Source organism: Pseudoalteromonas sp. SG43-6, assembly GCF_014164365.1.
Classification (GTDB): Bacteria; Pseudomonadota; Gammaproteobacteria; order Enterobacterales; family Alteromonadaceae; genus Pseudoalteromonas; species Pseudoalteromonas rhizosphaerae.
Genome location: NZ_JACJEZ010000035.1, coordinates 13,326 through 29,641 on the forward strand (window position 1 = coordinate 13,326; position 16,316 = coordinate 29,641).

Annotated in this window: 13 protein-coding genes; 9 read left to right on the plus strand and 4 right to left on the minus strand. The window is 40.9% G+C overall.

Features of this window, described 5'->3' with window-relative positions:
• Positions 1 to 15: 15 nt before the first annotated feature.
• Positions 16 to 2,913 (minus strand): TonB-dependent receptor, encoded by a 2,898-nt coding sequence (locus tag H5201_RS14945; protein ID WP_182767956.1) that lies wholly within the window; start codon positions 2,911 to 2,913, stop codon positions 16 to 18.
• Positions 2,914 to 3,312: 399 nt separating this feature from the next.
• Between H5201_RS14945 and H5201_RS14950 the strand changes: the two genes are divergently transcribed.
• Both H5201_RS14950 and H5201_RS14955 read left to right on the plus strand, forming a co-directional pair.
• A complete protein-coding gene (locus tag H5201_RS14950; protein ID WP_182718789.1) occupies positions 3,313 to 4,053 on the plus strand; it encodes a copper homeostasis protein CutC in 741 nt (246 codons plus the stop codon).
• The gene (locus H5201_RS14955; protein WP_182718788.1) at positions 4,046 to 4,921 is read left to right on the plus strand and encodes a BadF/BadG/BcrA/BcrD ATPase family protein; all 876 of its coding nucleotides are present in this window, start codon (positions 4,046 to 4,048) and stop codon (positions 4,919 to 4,921) included. The genes H5201_RS14950 and H5201_RS14955 overlap by 8 nt, the downstream gene beginning before the upstream one ends.
• On the opposite strand, the gene H5201_RS14960 is transcribed toward H5201_RS14955, so the two are convergent.
• Positions 4,918 to 5,643 (minus strand): AraC family transcriptional regulator, encoded by a 726-nt coding sequence (locus tag H5201_RS14960; RefSeq protein WP_182718797.1) that lies wholly within the window; start codon positions 5,641 to 5,643, stop codon positions 4,918 to 4,920. The genes H5201_RS14955 and H5201_RS14960 overlap by 4 nt on opposite strands.
• 163 nt (positions 5,644 to 5,806) lie before the next feature.
• On the opposite strand from H5201_RS14960, the gene H5201_RS14965 reads away from it, so the two are divergent.
• The 7 genes from H5201_RS14965 to H5201_RS14995 all read left to right on the plus strand — a co-directional run bounded on the left by H5201_RS14965 (position 5,807) and on the right by H5201_RS14995 (position 13,376).
• Positions 5,807 to 6,967: a Gfo/Idh/MocA family protein gene (locus H5201_RS14965; RefSeq protein WP_182785002.1), complete on the plus strand. Its 1,161-nt coding sequence runs from the start codon at positions 5,807 to 5,809 to the stop codon at positions 6,965 to 6,967.
• A 3-nt stretch (positions 6,968 to 6,970) separates the two neighbouring features.
• Positions 6,971 to 8,023 (plus strand): sugar phosphate isomerase/epimerase, encoded by a 1,053-nt coding sequence (locus tag H5201_RS14970; protein WP_182740269.1) that lies wholly within the window; start codon positions 6,971 to 6,973, stop codon positions 8,021 to 8,023.
• Between the two features lie 18 nt (positions 8,024 to 8,041).
• A complete protein-coding gene (locus tag H5201_RS14975; RefSeq protein WP_182740268.1) occupies positions 8,042 to 9,256 on the plus strand; it encodes a sugar MFS transporter in 1,215 nt (404 codons plus the stop codon).
• A 36-nt stretch (positions 9,257 to 9,292) separates the two neighbouring features.
• On the plus strand, positions 9,293 to 9,985 hold the full coding sequence (locus H5201_RS14980) for a DUF1080 domain-containing protein (RefSeq protein ID WP_182718784.1): 693 nt from the start codon (positions 9,293 to 9,295) through the stop codon (positions 9,983 to 9,985).
• A 2-nt stretch (positions 9,986 to 9,987) separates the two neighbouring features.
• Positions 9,988 to 11,667, plus strand: coding sequence for a GMC family oxidoreductase (locus tag H5201_RS14985; RefSeq protein ID WP_182718783.1), 1,680 nt, complete (start codon positions 9,988 to 9,990; stop codon positions 11,665 to 11,667).
• 1 nt (position 11,668) lies between these two features.
• A complete protein-coding gene (locus H5201_RS14990) occupies positions 11,669 to 12,430 on the plus strand; it encodes a gluconate 2-dehydrogenase subunit 3 family protein (protein ID WP_145235681.1) in 762 nt (253 codons plus the stop codon).
• Positions 12,431 to 12,503: 73 nt separating this feature from the next.
• A complete protein-coding gene (locus H5201_RS14995; protein WP_182785003.1) occupies positions 12,504 to 13,376 on the plus strand; it encodes a sugar phosphate isomerase/epimerase in 873 nt (290 codons plus the stop codon).
• 84 nt (positions 13,377 to 13,460) lie between these two features.
• On the opposite strand, the gene rnd is transcribed toward H5201_RS14995, so the two are convergent.
• Together rnd and fadD are read right to left on the minus strand one after the other, a co-directional pair.
• Positions 13,461 to 14,591 (minus strand): ribonuclease D, encoded by a 1,131-nt coding sequence (gene rnd / locus H5201_RS15000; RefSeq protein ID WP_145235687.1) that lies wholly within the window; start codon positions 14,589 to 14,591, stop codon positions 13,461 to 13,463.
• A 49-nt stretch (positions 14,592 to 14,640) separates the two neighbouring features.
• On the minus strand, positions 14,641 to 16,293 hold the full coding sequence (fadD, locus tag H5201_RS15005) for a long-chain-fatty-acid--CoA ligase FadD (protein WP_182785004.1): 1,653 nt from the start codon (positions 16,291 to 16,293) through the stop codon (positions 14,641 to 14,643).
• Positions 16,294 to 16,316: the final 23 nt, after the last annotated feature.

Consider the following 16,316-nt stretch of genomic DNA (forward strand, 5'->3'; position numbering starts at 1 on the left):
TCTCACCTTGCGCTATTAAAAGCGGTAAGTTGCACCTGCGTAAAAACGACGACCACTGTATGCATTTTGAATAAAGCGGTTTTTAGTATCGTCACCTAGATGCATGTAAGTATCTGATTGAGTGAGGTTAATAACGGAAGCAGATAACACGAGAGCATCAGTCAAGTTATAACTTGCATTGACGTCTACCTGATCATAGGCTTCATTGTAATAGTTCATTTCCCATGAGGCGTTGTAGCCTTGAACCGTTGGACCGCGCTTATTGTATGAGGCGCGAACACTGAATAAGTCATCTTCATAAAATACCGATAAATTCATTTGGTATTTAGAACTACCTATCAAAGGTGACTCTCCCACCTTTTCGCCATCAAGCTCTACATTGGCTTGATTAGTGTTATTGCGGGTATAATTAGCATAAAGACCAAAGCCATTATCAAAGAAGTGTTGGATAAAAAACTCAGCCCCTTCAGAAGAAGCATTCGTACCATTAGCTACAGTGCTAAAATCCCTAACTGCAAAATTGTCGCCACTGACATTTACTTGCTCATCACCTGCGTTAGGTAAATTAAATGAAATGTCCGGTGCACTGCGGGTAACATCAATTATTAAAGGCACAACAAAGTTATCAACATCTTTTTTAAATAACGCAATACCAAAGCCAGAGCCAGCTCCGTAGTAGTATTCTAAAGACATATCAAATTGGGTTGACTCAAATGGCGCTAGCTGGTTATTACCACCGGATCCTGTCCACCCTTCGCCATCAATAATTGCATCAAAATTGTCTGCCGATGAGCGATCCGTTGAGTATTCATTCGACGTGTACGTTAAAGTCTGAAACTGGCCTAAATCATCATAACCAGGACGAGCCATGGTTTGTGATGCCGCTCCACGTAGTACCCAGTTGTCATCGATATCCCAGGCTATATTAAAGCTGGGCAGTACCTTTGTTTCTGTACTCTCTTTTTCAATAAAAACAAAGTCTTCTACACGTTGTTGGTCGATTGGTAATTCATTGCCATTGTCGTCCTTCCAATCTAATCGGTAGGTGATTTTATCTGATGATCCGGTGGTCGTTTTGGTGCGCACTACGCGTACACCCAAGTTACCCCGGACTTGTGAAAAACGATAATCAGCTTGCACATAAGCCGCTGTAATTTCTTCTTCAACACTATAAACATAGTTAGGTTCTATACGCGTATAATGAACAAAGTTTTCATTCAGGTAATCTTGGTATTTATGCCAGTTTACGGCTGGGAATAAGTTCGTATTAATTACATCAGACAAGTTACCTAATGAATCTGAATAAATTAAATCTGCAATATCCGGTATGCCGCCATTTTTAGAATAATCATCATCTAAATCAATGGTGCCTTCAGCTTCACCTTTTGCTATATCAAAATCTGGAGAGAGATAAAAGCTGTTGCGAGTATCGCGATGAATTTTACCTTTGCGATATTTCGCACCAAAATGCAACGTTTCAATTACGCCATAATCCACAAAATAGTCAAAATCAATCTGTCCGTAATCTTCTTCTTGAGTACCGGTCACAAAACTAGAATCGGTGGCTGTTACATCGGGTTCACCACCAATGCCTGCAGCCAAGTTACTGATCATACTTGGATCCATATAGGTGGTCATGCGCCCATCAGAAAAATCGTAACCATAGTAAAGCGAGGATTCATTTGCATAATAAGCGGCACGATACTTTTGTGAAGGGCCACCTTCAGCTTCGGTATGGCCCAGCACTAGTTTAACGTTGTAATTATCACCTTCGTATTTAGCATAAAAATCATATGTATCAGAGCTGGATTCTTCAATCGTATATTCACCATTAATACGTGGAATAGGAGAAACAGCCTGAGTGCCTGATGCACCAACAGAGTAGTCTATACCTGTAACAAACTGAGACTCTTCATCAACACGGACATCGGTCCAGAAATTATCGTTATTGTTCCATTCTGGGTATTCTAATTGATTTAAAATTGAGTCTTGGCCCAATTTAAAATTAAAATAATTAAAGCCAAGCTCTAAGTTACTAGTTGGTCGCCATTGAGTAGTAAACTGGATCCCAGTTCGATTTCGCTCTTCGTTTAAGACTTCCTGAACCATACTTTGAGCAGCATAACCTTGCGCCCCGTCTTCAACCATTTGATTATCTTTCATTTCAGAATAAAGATAATTTTTATTCATGATATTGATACGCGAGCTTTGTGAGCGATTAGTGCGGTCTTGTTTTGTATAACCCACTAAAACCCCAAAGTCTTCATCATCATTTTTCCATGAATAAATACCGCTAAATTGAGGTTCATACTTATCGGTAATATCAGAATTACTGGTTTCAAAATTAATGATCCCAGAGTTTTTATCCATATCTAGAGGCTTACGGCTATACAACAAGACCGTACCGCCGATTCCGCCCTCATCAAGGCGAGCTTCTGAAGATTTATATACTTCAACGCGTTGGATCATAGTTGCAGGTAATAATGCGTATGAAAATGAACGCGATGGTTCACCGGGCGACGATGCTATAAAGTTGCCATTTAATTGGGTGAAGGTTAAGTCCGATGATAAACCACGAATACTGACAGAGGCGCCCTCACCGCCATCCCGTTGTATAATGACCCCTGGCACACGTTGCAATGAGTCCGCGACATTCTTATCTGGGAACTTACCAATATCTTCTGCGGTAATGGCGTCAACGGTTGCATTAGACAACCGCTTAATCGCTAAGTTTTCAGCTGCCGAGGCGCGAATGCCTCTAACTTCAATTACTTCTAGGTCGTTTTCTGGTGCTTTTTGTTCTTCTTGTGCGTATACGCCATGACAGTTTGCCATCAACGCTAGCAGCAATGCAGATTTCTTAAACCGCCGTGCAAGATCCGCCGATTCACGACTGTTCTTATTATTGGTCATGTTTATCTCCAGTATTATTGTGTGTGGTTAGTTGTGTTAAAGCACTTTAAAACCCATGATAATCCCTGTGGGTAAACCTTAAGGCATTTCAGAACTGGGTTAATAGCTTGTTAAACTGCTTTTCAAGAATAGGGTTCTGTCGAAGAAAGTGATAATAGAAATTCGGTTGCCTCTAGGACAAAATCGGCGTTAAGGTTAAAAAAAGATCCAATCAGTGCTGAGCTAGTTTATAGTCATCAACTTAAATTAATGGCATATAAAAACACTTTTCATATTCATGAAAAGTAAAAAACAAAAATAAACAACTGATTTATAACTGAGTTTTATTTATTCTGATAGTATCAACTATTATTAAATATTTTATTGTTAACAACATCGCTGGTATTTTGGAACGAAACAATGCGTAAAAATTTAGAAGTCTGTTTAAACGCAGATGATCATATTCAGTTAGCTGATAATGTAAAAACCGCATTTACAGCTGGCGCCTCTAGAATTGAACTTTGCAGCACAATGCAACTTGAAGGTCTCACTCCTAGTGCAACAGCAATGACTATCGCAGCTCATGCAATGCCCTCAGAAGGCGAGTTGCTTATCATGATACGACCTGTTGCGAATCAATTTATTGTTGATGCAACAATACTGAAGCTAATGCTTACACAAATAGCACACGCGGCGCACGCAGGTGCTACCGGTGTTGTTTTTGGTGCGCTAAACGCCAATGACGTTGATATCGCAGCTACCACATCGCTTATTGCCTGCGCACATAAATATAATTTAGCAACGACATTTCATCGCGCTTTTGATTGTATAGCAGACAGCGAACAGGCAATTGGCCTATTAACTGAACTGGGCATTGATCGTATCCTCACAAATGGCACTAAATGGACTGATGATAAAGGCGTTATGCAAGGTCTTAATCATTTACAAACAATCATTAGCCACGCCAATGATCATATAGAAATTGTTATTGGTGGTGGCGTAACCACTGATAATGCAAGTACACTTTGGCAACTTGCCAACAATAATTTAGTGTCACTACATGCCTACTCCGGCGTACACAACAAGGATGGCTGGGTGGATCCGTTATTAATTAACGCAATTTTAAATCAACGAACTAACGAGCAGGCTAAAAATGACTAACCACTTTCAACCGCCGCTGTATTTAGGTATTGATGGCGGCGGTACAAAATGCCGAGTCAGGCTTGAAAACGCACAAGGCACCCTACTTGCAGAGGCAGTAAGCGGTGCAGCAAATATTGCAACCTCTGTTGAAGTGGCGCAGCAATCCATTATTGATGCAACAACACACGCATTACAACAGGCTGGTTTAGGGCTATCAACACTTGGGGCAATTTATGCCTATGCCGGACTCGCTGGCGCTGGCATTGCCGGTGCAAATAAAAAGATGGCACAGTGGCAGCATCCATTTGCACAATTTAACTTTTCAACTGACTTACACATAGCCTGCCAAGGTGCCCATGGTGATAACAGTGGTGCGATTATTATTTTAGGCACTGGCTTTTGTGCTGGAGCAATAAAAAACGGTAACGTTATTGAATTAGGAGGCCATGGATTATTATTAAGTGATGGCGCAAGCGGAGGCTGGATTGGTTTAACTTTATTTCGTTATGCATTAGAGGTTTTAGATGGCTTATCCCCCTCAAGCCCATTAATAAATACCTTATTGGCACAGCTTAATTGTGATACAAGTAACCAGCTGACAGAATTAGCACTCAATGCAAAACCCGCTTACTTTGCCGGTTTTGCGCCTTTAGTTTTCGCAATGCAAGATGATCCTTGGACCATTATTATTTTAGAGCAAGCAGCGCGCTATATTACCCGTTATATCGATCATTTAGTTAGCCACGGCTATCACAACATTACATTAATGGGAGGCACAGCCGAGAAAATTACTCCTTGGTTATCTACCAAAGCACAAGGTTATCTATGTGATGCGCATTACCTGCCCGAGCAAGGCGCTATTCAATTAGCCAAACGGCTGGCTTAGGGCTCAATTTGGTCGCGCATTTGCGAGGGGATCTCACCAAATAAGCGTCTGAATTGTTTACTAAAATAGCTAGGCTCAGAAAAACCGCATTGATAGGCTATTTGTGAAATAGGTAAACGAGTTTCAACAAGTAGCTTACGTGCGTTTTCTAAACGTATTTCATTAATAAATTGATTAGGTGTTTTTGCTAAATGTTTTTTAAAACGCCGCTCTAACGCACTTACCGATAAATGAGCAAGCTCGGCAAGTTCTTCAATACAGATATTACGATGATAGTGTTCACGTATATAATTTACTGGCCCTTCAATCGCTCTTACATGCGATAAAGCCTTTGATGTTTTTTGTAAATGTCGTGTAACGCCATAGGTGCCCAGTATTTGACCATCGTCAGCTAAAATTGCTTTTTTGGACGTTGAAAACCAGGCCAATTCACCATTTGAGGTTTGGTTTAGCTCCAAACGATCAGTAACAACATAGCCATTCATTACACGTTTATCGTCATTGACGTATTGAAATGCTAAGTGCTTGGATGAAAAATCAAAATCAGTTTTCAGTAAAATTTGCTCTAATGACTTATACCCTTGATGTTCAATAAAATGTTGATTTGCGTATAGAATTCGACTATCAGAATCCTTCACCCAGAACAAAATATCGGGTAATAAATCAAATGCCGCGATCAGTTGATTTACACCCGCTTTATTTATGATCCCTTGCACTTCCATAATAATATATTCTATAAATATGAATTTATAATAATACATAAAACGCCGATTTTATTGCATTGTCAACCGAATTTTTATTATCCCTTACGCTGTTCATTCTCTATTATCAATAACATGATATTAACTAAACTCAGTAGACGATTACTGACATGGAGCTTTTTTCATGAATAATGCCAAAATCCGCATGGGGATGGTCGGTGGTGCACAAGGTGCATTTATTGGTGCAATCCATCGCATTGCTGCACGCTTAGATGGCTTAATTGAGTTAGTCGCAGGCTCCTTTAGTTCAGATCCAACACGCAGCCAAGCTACTGCTGCAATGCTAGGAATAAATCCAACTCGTTGCTATGACAGCTACCAACAAATGTTTAGCGAAGAAGCTAAGTTACCTGCCGATCAACGAATTGATTTTGTGGCAATAGTGACGCCAAATCATTTGCATTTCCCAATTGCAAAGTGTGCGATTGAAGCAGGTTTTCACGTTTTATCAGATAAACCAGCCACCCTAAATTTAGAACAAGCGCTGTTATTAGAAAAAACTCTGCAAGCCAGTGATTGTTTATACGGATTAACTCATACCTACACTGGTTATCCGATGATCAAAGAAGCACGCCAACGTATTACTGATGGCGAGCTGGGCGCTATTCGTAAAATTATTGTTGAGTACAGTCAAGGTTGGCTTGCCACCAGCGAAGATGAAAATGCCAAACAAGCCAAATGGCGTTTAGATGCTGATAAGGCCGGTATTAGTTGTTGTATAGCTGATATAGGAGTGCATGCTGCAAATCTAGCTGAATACGTGAGCGGCCTAGAAATCACCGCACTATGCGCTGACTTAAATCATGTTGTTGCAGGCAGAACACTCGATGATGATGGCACCGTTTTACTGCGCTTTAACAACAACTCTAAGGGAGTTCTTCTTGCTAGCCAAGTTGCCTTAGGAGAAGAAAACAATCTTAATTTGCGTATTTATGGCGATCAAGCAAGTCTTGAGTGGTCACAAATGGAACCAAATAGTTTGTGGCTCAAAAGTCATAACGCGCCAACCACCCTATTACGTGCAGGTGTTGGCCTAAAAAGTACTGCGGCACAAAATTCACTGCGAACACCTGCAGGTCATCCAGAAGGATACCTTGAAGCATTTGCCAATATCTATGTCAATTTTGCAAAACAAATTCACGCAAAAAAAGCCGGATACTCAGCATCTAACCATGACTTTGACGTGCCTGGTATTAAAGAAGCAATTCGCGGAATGGCATTTATAGAAAATGCTGTAGCAGCGTCGGGCAAAGACACTAAGTGGCAACCATTTAAAATTGGATAAAAAATGAAACAAATTAAAGGTCCAGCGATCTTCTTAGCGCAATTCATCAGCGATGAAGCTCCTTTCAACAGCTTTGCCACTATTTGTCAGTGGGCAGCAAATTTAGGCTACAAAGCAATTCAGCTACCGACTGCAAATTCTCGTATTTTCGATTTAGAAAAAGCAGCCCAAAGCCAAGATTATTGCGATGAAGTGACTAGTATTGCTGCGCAGGCGGGGCTTACAATTTCAGAGTTATCAACTCATTTACAAGGGCAGCTCGTAGCCGTTCATCCGGCATATGATGACATGTTTGACAATTTTGCCCCTCAAGCACTACGCGGTGATCCTATAGCCAGAACTAAATGGGCCATCAATCAGTTAATGATGGCTGCTAAAGCCAGTAAAAATTTGGGCTTAAAAAGCCATGTGACTTTTTCAGGAGCGCTACTTTGGCATACTTTTTACCCTTGGCCGCAGCGTCCAAAAGGACTGGTAGAGCAAGGATTCCAAGAACTTGCGAAACGCTGGCTGCCAATCCTCGACTACTTTGATGAAATGGATGTGGATGTTTGCTATGAACTTCACCCAGGGGAAGATTTACATGATGGCGTAACGTTTGAGCGCTTTTTAGCTGCGACAAATAATCATCCACGGGTAAATATTCTTTATGATCCCAGCCATTTTATTTTACAACAACTTGATTACTTAGAATTTATTGATATTTATCACCATCGTATTAAAGCATTTCACGTCAAAGATGCAGAGTTTAATCCAAATGGTCGCAGCGGTATTTATGGTGGCTATCAAGATTGGCAAGACCGCCCTGGTCGGTTTCGCTCCTTAGGTGATGGCCAAATTGATTTCAAAAGTATCTTTAGCAAATTAACGCAATATGGTTTTGATGGCTGGGCAGTTCTGGAGTGGGAGTGTTGCATTAAACATCCTGAAGATGGGGCGAAAGAAGGCGCACAATTTATAAAAGAGCATTTGATCCGCCCTACGGCTAAAGCATTTGATGACTTTAGCGCAATGGACACAAATGATCAGCGAAATAAGCGGATATTAGGTATTTAATAAACAGGGTCACACACAATGAATAACAACAATAATGGTATTATTTTTCGGCTTTGCTGCATTGCATTAATTGTCACATCAATGACTTTCGCAATAAGGGCTGGCGTTTTAGGACAACTAGGCGAGCAGTTCGGCCTCACTGGTACACAACTAGGCTGGGTAAATGCCATGGCATTTTTAGGGTTTCCGGTTGCAACCATGCTCGGGGGCATCATTTATAACGCGATTGGTGCTAAAAAGTTGGTTGCATTAGCGTTTATTTGCCACCTATGCGGACTTATTTTAACTATCACTGCAGATGGTTTTTGGGGATTATTGATCTCGACCTTTTTAATTGGCTTTGCCAATGGATCGGTTGAAGCCGGTTGTAATCCACTGATCGCCCAAATGTATCCTAAAAACACCACCACTATGTTAAACCGCTTTCATGTTTGGTTTCCTGGCGGGATCGTAATTGGTGCATTAGCTTCAAATGCAATGACATCCGCTAGCTTCAGCTGGCAATGGCAAGTTTCGCTGATCCTTGTGCCCACCATTATTTATGGTGCGATGATGCTTAAAGCGAAATTTCCACAGTTTGATACACAGCAAAATTCAACCACCAGCAACTTAAAACACTTACTCTCGCCGCTGTATTTGTTTCTCATTATTTGCATGACACTGACAGCAGTCACCGAATTTGGCACACAGCAATGGATTGAGCAAATCCTTGGCTCGTCAGGCGCTTCGCCTATGGTTATTTTAGCTTTGATCACCGGATTGATGGCATTAGGTCGGTTTTTTGCGGGCCCGATTGTGCACCGCTTTAGTCCATCGGGTGTCCTACTGGGCTCAGCCATTTTTTCAACACTAGGGATATTTTTAATGAGCCAAGCGCAAGGTAATACCATCTACCTTGCCGCAGCACTATTTGCCGTTGGCGTTACTTATTTTTGGCCAACCATGATCGGTTGTGTCGCTGAGTATGCCCCAAAAACAGGTGCACTTGGCATGTCGTTAATTGGTGGAGCTGGCATGTTTGCAATGAGCATCTGGAACCCCGTCATAGGCCATTGGATTGATAATGCGCGAACACAAGCACAAACAACTAGTGTCAGTGTAGAACAAGTTGAAGTGCTCGCAGGACAAGCTGTATTACAAAATCTACTGGTTTTTCCGATTGTCCTGATCATTGTATTTATTGGTCTTCATCTGTTTATAACAAAAAATAAAAACGTTGAAAAATACGTTTAATAGCAACAAGTAACACACAAAAATAAGGGGTATTATATGCTTAAATCAATCTCTGTGTTGTCAATTGCACTGGCTTTTAGTAGCAGTGCTTTTGCTAAGACACCCGATAACCAACTTTCTAAAGAAGAACAAACAGCTGGCTGGCAATTACTGTTCGATGGCAAAGATATGTCGCACTGGCGCAATTTCAAAAGTGAGACACTCAGCCCAAAATGGACCATAGACAATGGCGCAATGTTACTCACTAAAGGCGGCGGCGACATACTCACTAAAAAAGTCTATCGCAATTTTGACTTGAAACTAGATTGGAAAATTAGTGAAGTTGGCAATAGTGGCATTTTTGTTCTAGCCGATGAGTTGGGTAAATATATTTACTCGCACGCCCCTGAAATCCAAATTATAGATAACGAACGTCATTCAGATACGAAAATAGATTCTCATTTATCTGGCTCTATTTATGATTTATTTACGCCACCTACTTCAGCTCACAAACCTGCAACTGAGTGGAACACGGTGCGTATTAGAATGCTTAATGACCATTTACAAGTTTGGCAAAATGATGTCAACACTGCCAGTATTGTTGTGGGCAGTAGTACTTGGAATACCTTGGTTAAAAACAGTAAATTTGCAACTTGGTCTAACTTCGCAACAGCAAAGGAAGGTCGCATAGGTTTACAGGATCATGGTGACAAAGTGTGGTTTAAAAATATAAAAATTAAGGAACTATAAGCATGTCTACATTTGATCATAAAGTACTGGTTGTTGGCTCCGGCGCAGGTGGCGCAATGGCCGCTTATACCTTAACTAAACTAGGCCATAAAGTATTATTACTTGAAGCGGGGCGTGATTACGATCCAAAAAAAGAAAGCCCAATGTTTCGCCGTAACAGTGAAGCTCCTTTAATGGGCGCAGGAAATAAAGACAAAAACTTTGGCTTTTACGATGCAACCGTCGATGGTGGCTGGCAAGTTCCTGATGAGCCTTACACTAACGCCAAAGGCACTGATTTTTACTGGTGGCGTGCACGCATGTTAGGTGGAAGAACTAATCACTGGGGACGTTACTCATTACGCTTTAGTGAACATGATTTTAAAGGTAAAAGCCAAGATGGCAACGGCGCAGATTGGCCTTTCACTTATGATGATATCGCACCATGGTACGACATCACGGAAGAACTAGTGGGTATTTGCGGCACCAATACCGGCCTTGATGATATGCCACCATCTGCACCTGGGGTATTACAGCCACCACCAACGCCGCGAATTCCTGAGTTACTGATTGCTGCCAGTGCGAAAAAACTGGGTATCGCTGCCGTGCCTATGCACAGAGCAGTATTAACTCGGCCAAAAGATGATCGTATGGCATGCTTTTATGCAACACCTTGTGGCCATGGTTGCTCAATCGGTGCGGCGTTTCAAACTACAACCTCATTATTACCTATGGCAAAAGCAACTGGGAATTTAGAAATAATTACTGATGCAATGGTTAAATCAGTCGCTGTTAATGATGACGGTAAAGTAACGGGTGTAACTTATATAGATAAGCAAACCGTAGCTGAAAAAACACTGACAGCAGATATCGTGATCCTTGCTGCTAGTGCCTGCGAATCCGCACGAATTTTGCTAAATTCAAAACACGCCAAGCATCCCAAAGGTTTAGCTAACTCAAGTGGCCAAGTAGGTCGTAACTTAATGGATTCAACCGGTGCTTGGCTTGGTGCGCAAGTTCCAGCATTAAAAGGTCGCCCACGTTATAACGAAGATGGCCACACTGGGAACCATTTATTTATTCCTTGGTGGGGACACAAAGCACATGCCAAAGGTGAGCTTGATTTTCCTCGTGGTTATCACTTTGAGATCAGTAGCGGTTTTAATCAACCTGGCTCTGGAGTCTCTGGCGATAAACGTGGTTATGGTATTGAGCTAAAACAACAAGTTCGTGATGCCTATGGATCTTATGTTGGCTTTGCGCTGCGCGGAGAAATGCTCCCCAACGATGATACCTACATGGAAATTGATGAAAATGTTAAAGATAAATGGGGCATTCCGGTTTCGAAATTTCATTTCAAATGGTCAGATCGTGAGCTAAAACAAATTGAGCACGGCTTAAAAACAGCGAAACAGATCCTTGAAAATCTAGGGGCTACTGTGGGCAAATTACCTGCTGCTGAAAAAGCAATTTCAAAAGGTGGCGAGATCATTCATGAAGTAGGCACCACTCGCATGGGCAGCTCAGCAAAGGATTCAGTGACCAATCAATGGGGCCAAACATGGGATTGCGACAACTTATTTGTGATGGATGCAGGGGTATTTGCCTCTAATCCACATAAAAATTGCACATTAACCATCATGACATTGGCAATGCGTAATTCAACCTGGATAGCCAAACAAATAGAACAAGGAGCGCTGTAACATGCATAATGAAGATCGTGTTGACTCATACAAATATATTTCCGGCATGACACGTCGTGAATCGTTAAAGTGGCTTGGTTTATTAGCCGCAGGTTCCGCCGTATCACTTTCAGCAGGATGTAGTAAAGCGTTAGAAGAGAAAATTAGTGATAAAGGACATTGGCCTGACTTAGATTTACAACCTATAACAGCTAAAGGTTATGGCACTGATCCAAATATGGTTATGCCACCACAATCACCTTGGCCATTGACATTAACTCAAGCACAATTAAATTTAGTTGCGGTGTTAGCCGATTATATCGTGCCTAGCGAAGGTAACAACCCAAGTGCAACTGAGGTAAATGTACCGAGTGTGATTGATGAGTGGGTAAGCTCACCTTATAACGGTCAACAAAAAGACCGCGTTACTATTTTACACGGCTTAGCATGGATCGATGATGAGGCTGTGCTGCGTTATAAAGCACCATTTGTCGCATTGAAAAAAGAGCAACAAACAGCCATCTTAAATGATATTGCTTATTTTGATGATGAAACCCCTGCGCAGTTTCAACGCATTGGTAATGCTTTTTTACGCTTTAAAAACCTTGTACTTGGTGCCTACTTTTGTACACCGCAAGGTTGTAAAGATATTGGCTATTTAGGCAATGTGCCTATTGCAGGCGATTACCCAGGACCTACTGACGAAGCAAAAGCCCATTTAGATAGCGTTTTAGCTGAACTGGGTTTGACCGAGTATGCTTATCAAGATTCAGTTGCCAGTTAACGCTAAGTTATTTTTTAGCTAGCCCAGCCCTAAGCAGGGAGCAATTCCCTGCTTTTCCTCCTAGGTGTTTTTTATGTTCAAAATCAAATCATTATTTAATTATGTTATTTCAATTCTGTTTATTTTTTGTGTTTTAAACTCGCTGTCTATCTATGCAAAAACAAGCAAACAACTACTCCCCGTTAGTGTTCAGCTTTGGTCTGTTAAAGATGCCTTAAAAGCGGATTTTGATGGCACCCTTTCATCTATTGCTGATATGGGCTTTCAAGGTGTGGAATTTGCAGGTGACTTTGGGCCTTATAAGAACAATCCAAGTGCACTGAAGGACAAACTCGCGAAGCTAAATTTAGTCGCTAGTAGCGCACATATCGGCTTTGACTCCTTAACGGATGACACCTTAACAGACACATTATTGTTTTATAAAACCCTTGGTGTCTCGATTTTATTTGTACCTTGGGATGAAAGAGCTTGGCACCCACAAGGAATTACCTCTCTGACCGAACAACTCGTTCAGGTTAATGAAATCGCTCAGCGCTATGCTATGCACATCGGTTTTCACAACCATAATAAGGAGTTTAGTCAATTCCAAAACGCGACATACTGGGACGCTATTGCCAGTAATACGCCAAATACCCTGCCACTGCAGCTTGATATAGGTTGGGTACATTATGCAGGAAAAGATCCTGAATATTTCATTAAAAAATACCCAGGACGAACCCTGGCAACCCACTTAAAAGTTCGCACCCATCCTAACGATGGCTTAAGTCCTATATTAGGTGAAAATGATTATCCATGGCAAAAAATAATAGAAACATTGATTGTTGATGGCGCCACTCAGTGGCTAGTCGTAGAGCAGGAAGAATACCCGAATGGGTTAACACCAATGCAAAGCGTGGCTAAATCTAAAGTTAATTTAGATAAGATCCTCGCTAAAATGGGCGAATAAAGTAACTTTCTCCCTCCTCTGACACAAACAGTAGGGACTAACAATAGTACATTAACTATCTTAGTCCCTATGAACTCTTAATAATTATACATCCCACTCTTTCAGTGTGTCTTTTAAGTATTCATAACGCCATGAGTTAAGTAAATCGGGCTTTGGAGTCTGTTCACGCTCAGCGCTGGTTAACTTCCAATTCCAACTGATCAACTGGTTGATTTGCTTTTTAGATGCAAATACATCTTCTGGAATGCCCTGTTTTTTAGCAACTGCAGTGATTTTTTGTTTAATTTCTTTGGCTACTTTTTTATAACTTGGAAAGTCAATAAGTCGTCTTAGTGGCTCAGGAAAATCTGCAACAGGGATCACTTTAGCTTTTTCAATACACTTTAAGATTTCAACGCCCGAGCGGTTAACTTCGATGCTATCGACTTCTGGGACATTACGCATTGCAGTTAAACTCGTTGGTTTGCGTTTTGCCAATTCAACCAAGCAATGCTCTTTTAATACAAAGTTAAGCGCTAAATTTTTGCGTATCGCTTTGTTACGACGCCAAGCCGCAAGCTCTCTTAATACAGCAAGATCCGCAGGTTTTAATTGCCAAGCATTTTTAATGTCTCGATACAGATGTTCATCCGGTGTTTGATAAGCCCGTTTTTGTGCAATCAACTCACTTTCATTGATCACAATATCAAAGAAACCAGCGTCGTTGATTTGTTCAATAATAATTTTAAAGCACGGTAATAAATGAAATACATCAGCTGCAGCGTAATCGAGTTGTTTAATTGTTAGCGGACGCTGTAACCAATTGGTCCGTGATTCGCTTTTGTCGATTTCAATATCGAGTAAATTTTTTACCATATGAGCAAAGCCCATGCAGTTGCCATTGCCTAATAATTGCAAGGCAAATTGGCTATCAAATAAGGGAGCTGGTACGAAGCCGGCGTATTTTTGAAATACTTCAATATCTTCCGACGGTGAATGCAAGACTTTTAACACCGCAGGATCACGTAGAATCTGCCAAAAATCAAACAATGATAGCTCGGCTAGCGGATCGATTAATGCTAAATGTTCGCCGTCATAAACTTGAATAAGGGCAACTTCAGGATACAAAGTACGACGACGCATAAATTCTGTATCAATTGCTAAGATGGGTTTGTTACGGATCTGCTCTACAAACTCATTTAATTGATTTTGGGTTTGGATCAATTGATATTGCACTTAATCTCCTACAATAAAAAAGCCGACATATGTCGGCTTTTTTAGCTTGCTAATCTTTCAAGGCTCGTCTGAGTATTTTGCCAACGTTTGTTTTTGGCAATTCATCCCTAAACTCAACCAGTTTAGGGACCTTGTAATTAGTTAAATTATCACGACAGTGTTTTATTATATCTTTTTCAGTCAAAGATGGGTCTTTTTTAACAATAAAAACTTTAACTTGTTCGCCGCTAACATCATGAGGGATACCAATTGCTGCTGCTTCTAAAACACCTTCATGCATTGCAATCACTTCTTCGATCTCATTTGGGAACACATTAAAGCCAGATACGATGATCATATCTTTTTTACGGTCAACAATATAAAAGAATCCTTCATCGTCATAAGTGGCTATATCCCCTGTGGCAAACCAACCATCTTGCAAACACTCAGCCGTTGCATCAGGACGATTATAATAACCAACCATCACTTGTGGGCCTTTAACCCATAATTCGCCCGGCTCACCTTTGGCTGCTTCTTCACCATTATCTAACATCAACTTGATCTCAGTATTAGGTGCAGGTAAACCAATCGAACCATTGTATGAATCTAGATCATAAGGACTGACAGTAACTAATGGCGAACACTCAGTTAAACCATACCCTTCCATTAATTTGCTACTGGTGATCTTTTGCCATTTTTCAGCAACAGGTCGCTGTACAGCCATACCACCACCAAGGGACATTTTCAAACTTGAAAAATCAAGCTCGGCAAAACTCGGTGTGTTCAACAAACCATTAAATAATGTATTTACACCCGTGATCGCGGTGAATTTATGTTGGCCTAATTCTTTCACAAAGCCTTTCATATCACGCGGATTAGTGATCAATAAATTTAATCCGCCATACTTCATAAACGTTAAGCAGTTCGCTGTTAGTGCAAAGATATGATAAAGCGGTAAAGCAGTGACAACAACTTCTTTGCCACGTTCTAACACTTGATCTAAGCAACCAGAAACCTGCTCTAAGTTACCTACCATATTGCCATGGGTCAGCATCGCACCTTTAGAGACACCCGTTGTGCCACCGGTATATTGTAAAAAAGCAATATCAGATAAACACACTTCAGGTTTAATGTAATCTTTTTCGTTCGCTGCAAGTAAGGCTTCAAACTTAATGGGGTTAGGCAATGAATAGCTTGGCACCATTTTTTTAATATGCTTAACAACAAAGTTAACCAAGTGCTTTTTAAAGCCACCCACCATATCACCCACTTGGGTAACTACGATGTGTTTTACTTTAGTGTGCGGCAATGCTTTTTCAAGCGTGTCTGCAAAGTTAGCCAGTATAAAAATCGCTGATGTTTCTGAATCATTTAATTGATGTTCAAGCTCACGTACAGTGTAAAGCGGATTAACGTTAACTACGACACAACCGGCACGTAAAATACCGAGTATTGAAACAGGTGTTTGTAATAAATTTGGCATCATTACAGCCACTTTATCGCCTTTTTTCAATCCCAGCTCTTTTTGAATATACACGGCAACACGTTTTGTTGCTTGGTCTATTTCATCATAGCTCAATGTTTTACCCATATTGGTAAAAGCAGGCAAGTCTTTGTAGTCAGTGAAGCTTTTTTCAAACACTTCTAACAACGAGTTGTAGTGCTCAGGATCGATTGTTTCAGGCATACCCTCTGGGTAGCGCTTCAGCCAAATTTTTTCCACTCTTAGCTCCTGTTCTATTTATA

Coding starts and splice junctions, on each gene's coding strand:
- H5201_RS14955 (WP_182718788.1), top strand. CDS start 4,046: ATGACTAACCACTTTCAACCGCCGCTGTATTTAGGTATTGATGGCGGC.
- H5201_RS14945 (WP_182767956.1), bottom strand. CDS start 2,913: ATGACCAATAATAAGAACAGTCGTGAATCGGCGGATCTTGCACGGCGG.
- H5201_RS14965 (WP_182785002.1), top strand. CDS start 5,807: ATGAATAATGCCAAAATCCGCATGGGGATGGTCGGTGGTGCACAAGGT.
- H5201_RS14990 (WP_145235681.1), top strand. CDS start 11,669: ATGCATAATGAAGATCGTGTTGACTCATACAAATATATTTCCGGCATG.
- H5201_RS14995 (WP_182785003.1), top strand. CDS start 12,504: ATGTTCAAAATCAAATCATTATTTAATTATGTTATTTCAATTCTGTTT.
- H5201_RS14950 (WP_182718789.1), top strand. CDS start 3,313: ATGCGTAAAAATTTAGAAGTCTGTTTAAACGCAGATGATCATATTCAG.
- H5201_RS14975 (WP_182740268.1), top strand. CDS start 8,042: ATGAATAACAACAATAATGGTATTATTTTTCGGCTTTGCTGCATTGCA.
- H5201_RS14970 (WP_182740269.1), top strand. CDS start 6,971: ATGAAACAAATTAAAGGTCCAGCGATCTTCTTAGCGCAATTCATCAGC.
- H5201_RS14985 (WP_182718783.1), top strand. CDS start 9,988: ATGTCTACATTTGATCATAAAGTACTGGTTGTTGGCTCCGGCGCAGGT.
- H5201_RS14980 (WP_182718784.1), top strand. CDS start 9,293: ATGCTTAAATCAATCTCTGTGTTGTCAATTGCACTGGCTTTTAGTAGC.
- H5201_RS14960 (WP_182718797.1), bottom strand. CDS start 5,643: ATGGAAGTGCAAGGGATCATAAATAAAGCGGGTGTAAATCAACTGATC.